The following is an 8,896-nucleotide window of genomic DNA, read 5'->3' on the forward strand; positions in this document are numbered from 1 at the left end:
TTTACGCAGACCTAAAAAAAGCAGCTTAAAGCTGCTTTTTTTACTAACAATACAGCTTAGCCATTAACACCTTGGCTAGCCAAGTACTCTTCATAATTACCATGGAAATCAACCACGCCATCTGGGGTTAACTCAATAATTCGGGTCGCCAAACTAGAAACAAATTCACGGTCGTGACTCACAAAAATCAAGGTGCCAGGGTAATTTTCTAAGGCCAAGTTCAAGGATTCAATCGATTCCATGTCTAAGTGGTTAGTGGGCTCATCCATCACCATAATGTTTGGCTTTTGTAAAATAAGCTTACCAAACAACATCCGGCCTTGTTCTCCACCAGAGATCACCTTCACCGATTTATGAATTTCTTGTTGAGAAAACAACAAACGCCCTAGGGTACCGCGGATCGCCTGCTCATCGTCGCCTTCTTTACCCCACTGCCACATCCAATCTAACAAGGTTTTGTCTTCAGCAAAGTCGGCGGCATGATCCTGCGCGTAATAGCCAATTTGGGCATTCTCAGACCATTTAATCATCCCTTCACTTTCTGTATCACCCACTAAACATTTTAATAAAGTGGTTTTACCAATACCGTTAGGGCCAATAACCGCAATTCGCTCACCCACTTCCACCATGAAGTTAAGATCTTTAAATAGCATTTCTTCATAGCCTTTAGCCAAACCTTCCACTTCTAAGGCTAATCGGTGCAGTTTTTTCTCTTCTTCAAAACGAATAAAGGGATTTTGACGGCTTGATGGTTTTACCTCGGCCAATTGGATCTTATCAATTTGTTTGGCTCGCGAAGTCGCTTGCTTTGACTTAGAAGCATTGGCAGAGAAGCGACTAACAAAAGACTTAAGCTCGGCAATCTGTGCTTTTTTCTTGGCGTTATCTGCCAACATTTGTTCACGCGCTTGGGTAGCCGCTGTCATATATTCATCGTAAGAGCCTGGGAAGGTACGCAATTCACCGTAATCCAAATCCGCCATGTGAGTACACACACTGTTTAAGAAGTGACGGTCGTGAGAAATGATGATCATGGTGCAGTTACGCTCGTTTAGTACCCCTTCCAACCAACGAATCGTATTAATATCCAAGTTGTTGGTCGGTTCATCAAGCAGCATAATATCGGGATCGGCAAACAAGACTTGAGCCAGCAATACCCGCAATTTCCAGCCTGGTGCCACCTCACTCATCGGCCCATAGTGTTGCTCGATGGGAATGCCCACACCTAATAACAATTCACCAGCACGGGCTTCGGCGGTGTAACCATCCATTTCGGCAAATTCGGCCTCTAGTTCGGCGGCGCGAATGCCATCTTCTTCGCTCATCTCTGGATTAGCATAAATAGCATCACGCTCGGCTTTTACTGCCCATAGCTCTTCATAACCCATGATCACGGTATCGATAACAGCATTGTTTTCGTAGGCAAATTGATCCTGCTTCAACTTACCTATACGCTCGTTAGGATCTTTAGAGACATTACCCGCGCTGGGCTCTAAATCACCACCCAAAATCTTCATAAACGTAGATTTACCACAGCCATTGGCGCCAATTAGGCCGTAACGATTACCTTCGCCAAATTTAACTGATACATTTTCGAAAAGAGGCTTTGCGCCAAACTGCATGGTGACATTAGAAGATATAAGCAATGTAGTATTCCGCTTGGTTGAGTTTTAGCTCAGCTACTCGCTACTAAAACATGAGACTAAATATTTGGTCGCGCATTATGCCACAACTCGCTTAAACTTCGCACACCTAATGCGTAAGATCACACAATTCAGGCTCGACACAGCCAAACCGCGTGAATAATCACCAGTTAAACCTCGCTAAACGCATTTTGTGTGACCCTTTAACTCAATTGCATTATTCTCAGAAGGAGAACAACAATGAGGACGACTGATGGCTAATTCTAACCAACCCGATGCACTAGCAAACATTGCCCAGGCAGACAGCGAGAGTCGCTTGCAATACTTAGTGAAAGAAAGTCGTAAACAACAGCAATTATGGATCTTAGTTGATGACGATGGCTGTGTAATGTTGAATTCGGAAGACGAAGATTGTGTTCCGGTATGGCCTAATCAAGAATTTGCTGCCGCTTGGGCGACCGGTGATTGGCAACATTGTAAACCCGAGTCCATCTCCCTAGCGAAGTGGAAAAGCCGCTGGACCGACGGCCTTAGCAATGATGAACTGTATGTGGCGGTATTCCCTAACGAGCAAGAAGAAGGGCTTATTCTGTCGCCTTATGAATTTGAAGAGTTACTGAATAAAGGCCGCTAAGGCTAAAACCGCGCTACTTTAAATAGAAAGGCCTCACCGCGGTGAGGCCTTTCTATTAGGCTACCAACCTTGAGTATGCTTTTCGATTATTTGGCAATATAAGTCCACCTGTTCGGGGCTGTCATTTAAAGCGGAAATATAATGATATTGCTCGCCACCGGCTTCAATAAACACATCGCGAAGCTCACAAGAGACTTCCTCAATGGTTTCCAAACAGTCCACCGAAAAAGCCGGAGAAATCACATCCACCGATTTAACGCCCTGCTCTGCAAGCTGAGTTAGCAATTGGTCGGTATAGGGTTTAACCCATGGATCTTTGCCAAAGCGGGACTGATAACATAAGCGCCACTGACTTTGTTTCAAGCCAAGTAGGGCTGCCACTTTCGCCGCTGTATCTTCACACTGCTGCGGATACGGGTCACCATTACGCGCATAACGTTCTGGAATACCATGAAAAGAAAACAACAATACTTCGCCGCGCGCTGTCAGCTCCCAATGCTGCTTTATCGAATGCGCTAGGGCTGCAATATAGGCAGGCTCGTCATAATACTCTTTTACCAAACGCAGCTCAGGAATGTTATAAGTGTTTTTTAAGGACTTCGTATAACTGTCAAACACTGGCGCGGTAGTGGATACCGAATATTGCGGATACATCGGCAATAACAATACCCGTTGATGGCCAGCCGCTAATACTTGCTGCACTACCTTAGGAATATCAGGTTCACTGTAAGTCATCGCCAAATAAACTTCATACTTACCCGCCAGTTTTTTAGCTAACTTGATACGAATTTGCTCACTAAACATTTTCAGTGGCGAACCGCCTTTTAACCATATTTGCTGGTAAAGCTTTGCGACGCGACGAGAGCGCAGTGGCAAAATTAGTCCATACAATAATGGTAACCACAGTATACGAGGCAGATTAACCACCCGCTTGTCTGATAAGAAACGCCCTAAAAAGCTGGCTACAGCACTTGGCGTGGCTTGCTCAGGGGTACCTAAGTTGACCAATACCACAGCACATTTCAATTCGTTGTCGACTTTTGACATGCACACTTCCTTAAATTGCGAGTCACCAGTTTACGGTATTTACTCGGATAAAAAAAAGCGGCTAAAGCCGCTTTTTTCAGTTATTCGCAGTAGCAATTAATCAAGTAATTCAACCAATTGGTTGCTGATAGCCTCAACAGATTGAGTACCGTCTAGTTTGAAGTATTTGCTATTACCAAGCTCTGCTTCTTTTCCATAGTAGTTCACTAGCGGCTTGGTTTGCTCGTGATAAATAGCCAAACGGTCACGCACAATGCTTTCTTCATCATCAGGGCGAATCACCAAGTCTTCACCAGTTACGTCGTCTTTGCCTTCCACTTTAGGTGGATTGTAAACCACGTGGTAAACACGGCCGCTACCAGGGTGAACACGACGTCCACTCATGCGCTTAACGATTTCTTCGTCAGCTACGTCAAACTCAAGCACTGCGTCAATGCTAATACCCGCTTCTTTCATCGCATCCGCTTGAGGAATGGTGCGAGGGAAACCGTCTAACAAGAAGCCTTTTTGGCAGTCTTCTTGTTGAATACGCTCTTTAACTAAACCAATAATCAATTCGTCTGACACTAATTGGCCTGCATCCATCACTTCTTTGGCTTTTTTACCTAAGTCAGTGCCTGCTTTTACGGCCGCGCGTAACATATCGCCAGTAGAAATTTGAGGGATGCCGTAACGCTCCATAATAAATTGTGCTTGGGTACCTTTACCCGCGCCAGGAGCGCCTAAAAGAATAATGCGCATAATTGCTGTTCCTTGATTTAGTTTTAGTGCTTTTTACAAGAGACGTGAATTTACACTGATGAGCCGCAGACTACAAGTCAAGCTCGACTAAAGTTGAGTCTGACGAAGCCGCGAATAATAACGCTGCTTATTACTGTACATGTTCTGATCGGCCTGTTTATACAAGCTACTAAAATCAACCTCGTGGGTAGACGCGTAACCAAAGGAAAAGCTCACTAAAGGTTCACCGCCAAAGCTATTCAGGTCAATTGCCACCTGATTATTTTGTCGTGCAGTTAAACGTGCGGCCAGCATCTCGGTATGCTGTAACTGAGGCCCAGCCAAGACGATGGCAAACTCATCACCACCAATACGAAAATAATCTTTACTAATGTCTGCACAGCACTCAGCCAAGACTTCCGCTACCGATTGAATCAATTTATCGCCCTTTTCATGACCTTTTTCATCGTTCATTCGCTTCAGGCCATTCACATCAATAACGAACATGCACACCTCGGCATCTAACTGCGTTTCTAAGGTGAATTGCAATTCATCAAAGGCCTTACGATTTTTTATTCCGGTAAGAGAGTCAGTTCTAGCAAGGTAATCGAGCTCTTCATTCAAACTGCGGTTTTCTAAGAAGGCACTCAACTCGGTCACAAACAGCATGATCCGATTACTGCTTTCTTCACTTAACTTAGGCTCGTTTATCAATAACCACCCCATGCTATCGCCACCACAACGAATGCCAAATACATTCACCCATTGTTGGTTAAGTTCGACGCTAAAACGATCCCAACGCTGCCTGGCTTTAGTTGTTATCTGCAGTTGTAATTCATCGAACTCTTCTACCTCAACCGACAGAGACTCATGTACACTTCTATGCCCACGCGACTGCGGAAGATGAATCATCAAGCCAATATTAGGAAAACACATGGCCAGTATTCGCAACGCATCTATCGCGATTTGACGATTACCAGTGCTAGCTTCCAATACTCGGCGAAACTGCACTAACTGTTGAAAGAAAAAGTTACTTTGGGCAAGGTTGTCCATCGACAATTCTAAATCCCGAGTGCGCTCCTCTACTTTGTATTCAAGCTGACTGTTAAGGTTTTGCACTTCTTCTAGGTAACCGGCTCGCAACTTGTCTATACGAGCTAATTCTTGGTTTTTGTCTTGAACGGTACGTAGCTGTTTACCAATGGTAGTTTTCATTTGTGCCAATAAACTGGCCACATCAGCAAACTCTTGAATGGCTAACTTACTGTCGCTCACCCAATCAGAATCCCGGCCCTTTTCAAAATCGTGAATTAAGCCATATAAGCGACCAAAGGCGCGAGCGACTAAATGGGCAAACAACATAATCACCACCATGATAATAGCGATAACTACGATGCTAGAAGCCATACCCGGAGCCATAGTAGCTCTGACCTGCTCGGCTAAACTTTCTAAACCTTGACCCACCTTCACTTTCAGCCAAACTGAGTTGTGATAATTGCGACCAGTGATGACTAAACGGCTAGCATGCGCCACATCGTAGTCTGAGTCATCAATCAAGTTGCCTTCTATTTGCTGTTGTTTATAGAAAAATCCCAAACTTTCGTTTTGATTAAGGTTGCCTTGTACCAACTCTGCCAGCTTATAAATTGGCACAATGGCCACAAGGTAGCCACTAACGGTAATATGGTCGATGGCTTTATCAGAATAAATAGGTACGACATAGGCCAAGGCTTTATGCTTGCCGCCCTTGGCTACCAGCGCATTATCATTGATTAAAAACACCCTACTTTTAGCCGCAATATCTTTAATTTCAAAGGGCCCAGTATAGGTCGATAATATTAAGCCAGAGCGCTCTAAGGCAAGAATATTACCCGCGTAAGAGTCGACAACGTAACCGTCGTCATCCACTAAATATAAGGATTCGATTAAAGGAGCATCTAAAACAAAGTTGGACAGTACATCCGGTAAATGAATGGAATACAGCAGGTCATCAATGCCCTTAACGATGGCATCTTGCTCAGACAGCAAACGCAAACCACTAGTTAATATTTCGTTGTTATGACGCAGCTCCGCCGCAATTTGGTTGGCCGATGCTGCCAAACGGCTATCTACCGACCTATAAACAAAATTATACATTTGCTTATATAAGGTAAAAGACAGCACCGATACCGGGACAACCGCCACAAAAATTAATAACAGAAAAGTGATAGACCGCAGTCTGATAGTCATTGTTACTGTCCGCGTTTCTCTGTTTCTCTATCTGCAATGGATTGCATATATTGGGTCGCCTGCTCCACGCTATAATTGTGTTCCATATAGCGGCTAAAACCACGCTCAAGAGCCAACCAGACAATAGTCATTTGCTTGGCGCTGGGCATCGCCTTGGTCTGCTCCATTTGCAATAACATCTGCTGATCGTTGGCCGACTGACTATGCTGATATCGACTTAACAGATGCTTGTTTGCCGGAATTAAGCCCCCCTCTTCATAAATAATGCCCTGCGCCTCGGCACTTTGCATATACAGGGTAAATGCTTTGATTGACTGATATTTTTTGCTGTTTTTAGACAAGCCTGGGAAAGCTAAAACATAACCCGAAAACATCGGTTTCATTGCCTTACCTTGAATAGTTGGCAACATACTTACCCCTAGTTGCTCACCCATTGTTTGGCTTAAATCACTGTATATCCAATCGCCATTTATCATGTACGCGGCTTCGCCACTTTTAAAACGCTCTACACTACAGTCATGGTTACAAGCAGGGTCTACCAAACCAATATCTCTTAGCTCCTTGTAATAACGTAAAGCATTACGCATAGGTTCAGTATCTAAGGTAATTTTTCCTTGGTCTAAGGGCCAACCATCGAAGGCGGTTAAAAAGGGAATAAACCAATACATTTCGGCAAAATTCCATACTATGGCTTCCTGCCCGTCCTGAGCCAAAGCGGCTTGTTGTTCCAATAATTCAGACCAACTTGTTACCGGCTGTTTTACTAGGTTTTTATTATAATAAAGCACCAAGTGATTACCTTGGAATAAAGGAACACCGTACTGCTCGCCATCGGTAAATCCCGCACTTAGGATCCGCTGTTGGTTATCTTCGGCAATCCAATCTTTTGGCACCGGGCTTAATGAGATAAGTTGATGCATACCAACGAAATCGCTGGGTACATATAAGATATCGGGTAGCGTATTAGTGCGCGCCTGATTTAATACTTCTTCACGCAAGCGCTCAGATAAAAAGTTGTTCTTCTCAATGGTAATTTTATGGTTTTGCTCAAATTGCAGTATCGCACTATCAAGATATTGTGAAGGATTGTGCGCATTCCAAAGAGTAAGCTTATCGGCTGCTTGCACCGACAAGCAGGCCATAGTTAAAGCCAGTATTCCAAAACGCATGTTAGCCGCCTGTTATTATTTTTTTTCACATTCTAGCAATGATCCAACAATTTAACTGTGAGCTATTTCTATGCTAATAATTCCCAATTCAATGATCTGCCAAAAACTTAAACAATTTTACTGTAATCTAAGTAGTATTCGAGCGATTTTAGCTCAAAAAAAAGGCAGCCTAATGGCCGCCTTTTCCAACTAAAACCGGGCTATAAAAGTAACTTATTGACCTTTTTAATGAAGTCAGAAGGGTTTTCTAAACTACCGCGCTCTGCCAAGGTAGCTTGATCCAACAGTAAACTTGCCCACTCGGCAAATTTTTCTTCGTCTTGCTCATCGGCCACACGCTTAATTAAATCGTGTTGTGGATTCAATTCGAAAATGTACTTCTGCTCAGGCACATCTTGACCCACCGCCTTCATCAGTTTCTGCATTTGTGTGCTCATGTCATGATCATCAACCACAATACAAGACGGAGTATCAGTCAGACGGTAAGTTAAACGCACGTCTTTCACCTTGTCACCAAGGGTTTCTTTAACTCGACTTACAAAGCTGGCGTATTCGGTCTCATCCTGCTCTTTTTGCTTCTTGGTTTCTTCATCATCTAAATCACCTAAATCTAAGTCGCCTTTAGTGATAGACACCAAGCTCTTACCTTCTGCTTCAGGCAAGTGACTAATTAACCATTCATCAACGCGATCATGCATCAATAATACTTCAATGCCTTTACGCTTGAAGATCTCTAAGTGCGGGCTATTAGCAGCGGCTGCGAAACTATCGGCAGTCACATAATAAATCTTGTCTTGGCCTTCTTTCATGCGCTCAACGTAATCGGCAAACGATACATTTTGCTCGGCATTATCATTATGGGTAGAAGCAAAACGTAGCAGCTTAGCAATTTGCTCTTTGTTAGCAAAATCTTCAGCAGGGCCTTCTTTAAGCACCTGACCAAATTCAGACCAGAAGGTTTGGTACTTCTCTGCGTCATTTTTTGCCATGCGTTCTAACATGGTCAGTACGCGTTTAGTACAAGCGCTGCGCAAGTTAGCGGTGGTTTTGGTGTCTTGTAGAATTTCGCGAGACACGTTTAGCGGCAAGTCATTTGAGTCCAACACACCTTTAACGAAACGCAAGTAGCCCGGCATAAACTCATCAGCATCGTCCATAATAAACACACGTTGCACATACAGTTTTAAGCCGTGTTGACGCTCACGGTTCCACAAATCGAAAGGCGCCTTGCTAGGAATGTAAAGCAAACTGGTGTAATCCTGCTTACCTTCTACTTTGTTGTGGGCCCAGGTTAATGGATCGGCAAAGTCGTGAGAAATGTGCTTGTAAAACTCGTTGTACTCTTCTTTAGACACATCACTTTTTGAGCGCGTCCATAATGCAGTCGCCTTGTTAATCGACTCCCACTCACCCGGTACAGCAGCAATTTTTTCGCCATCTGGACCTTCTGACTC

The 8,896-nt window shown here is 43.9% G+C and carries 7 protein-coding genes; 1 reads left to right on the plus strand and 6 read right to left on the minus strand.

All coding sequences use genetic code 11. From position 1 onward, the window contains the following. Window positions 1-56: 56 nt before the first annotated feature. Entirely contained in the window at window positions 57-1,646 is a 1,590-nt protein-coding gene (locus ACQY6Q_RS17425; protein WP_427983398.1) for an ABC-F family ATPase, read from the minus strand. A gap of 250 nt (window positions 1,647-1,896) precedes the next feature. Between ACQY6Q_RS17425 and ACQY6Q_RS17430 the strand changes: the two genes are divergently transcribed. Then, on the plus strand, window positions 1,897-2,277 hold the full coding sequence (locus ACQY6Q_RS17430; RefSeq protein WP_427983400.1) for a DUF2750 domain-containing protein: 381 nt from the start codon (window positions 1,897-1,899) through the stop codon (window positions 2,275-2,277). Window positions 2,278-2,337: 60 nt separating this feature from the next. On the opposite strand, the gene hemH is transcribed toward ACQY6Q_RS17430, so the two are convergent. The 5 genes from hemH to htpG all read right to left on the minus strand — a co-directional run. Beyond that, window positions 2,338-3,324, minus strand: a complete 987-nt coding sequence (hemH, locus tag ACQY6Q_RS17435; RefSeq protein WP_427983401.1) for a ferrochelatase — start codon at window positions 3,322-3,324, stop codon at window positions 2,338-2,340. Between the two features lie 96 nt (window positions 3,325-3,420). After that, window positions 3,421-4,065: an adenylate kinase gene (gene adk / locus ACQY6Q_RS17440; RefSeq protein ID WP_427983402.1), complete on the minus strand. Its 645-nt coding sequence runs from the start codon at window positions 4,063-4,065 to the stop codon at window positions 3,421-3,423. Between the two features lie 87 nt (window positions 4,066-4,152). Then, the gene (locus tag ACQY6Q_RS17445; RefSeq protein WP_427983404.1) at window positions 4,153-6,273 is read right to left on the minus strand and encodes a GGDEF domain-containing protein; all 2,121 of its coding nucleotides are present in this window, start codon (window positions 6,271-6,273) and stop codon (window positions 4,153-4,155) included. Window positions 6,274-6,275: 2 nt separating this feature from the next. Beyond that, window positions 6,276-7,442: a sugar ABC transporter substrate-binding protein gene (locus ACQY6Q_RS17450; protein WP_427983405.1), complete on the minus strand. Its 1,167-nt coding sequence runs from the start codon at window positions 7,440-7,442 to the stop codon at window positions 6,276-6,278. 200 nt (window positions 7,443-7,642) lie between these two features. Further along, window positions 7,643-8,896: molecular chaperone HtpG (gene htpG, locus ACQY6Q_RS17455; protein WP_427983407.1), on the minus strand; the 1,254-nt coding region annotated here is incomplete at its 5' end.

Origin of the sequence: Agarivorans sp., assembly GCF_050295395.1 — a bacterium.
Classification (GTDB): domain Bacteria; phylum Pseudomonadota; class Gammaproteobacteria; order Enterobacterales; family Celerinatantimonadaceae; genus Agarivorans.

Coding starts and splice junctions, on each gene's coding strand:
- ACQY6Q_RS17430 (WP_427983400.1), top strand. CDS start 1,897: ATGGCTAATTCTAACCAACCCGATGCACTAGCAAACATTGCCCAGGCA.
- hemH (WP_427983401.1), bottom strand. CDS start 3,324: ATGTCAAAAGTCGACAACGAATTGAAATGTGCTGTGGTATTGGTCAAC.
- adk (WP_427983402.1), bottom strand. CDS start 4,065: ATGCGCATTATTCTTTTAGGCGCTCCTGGCGCGGGTAAAGGTACCCAA.
- ACQY6Q_RS17445 (WP_427983404.1), bottom strand. CDS start 6,273: ATGACTATCAGACTGCGGTCTATCACTTTTCTGTTATTAATTTTTGTG.
- ACQY6Q_RS17450 (WP_427983405.1), bottom strand. CDS start 7,442: ATGCGTTTTGGAATACTGGCTTTAACTATGGCCTGCTTGTCGGTGCAA.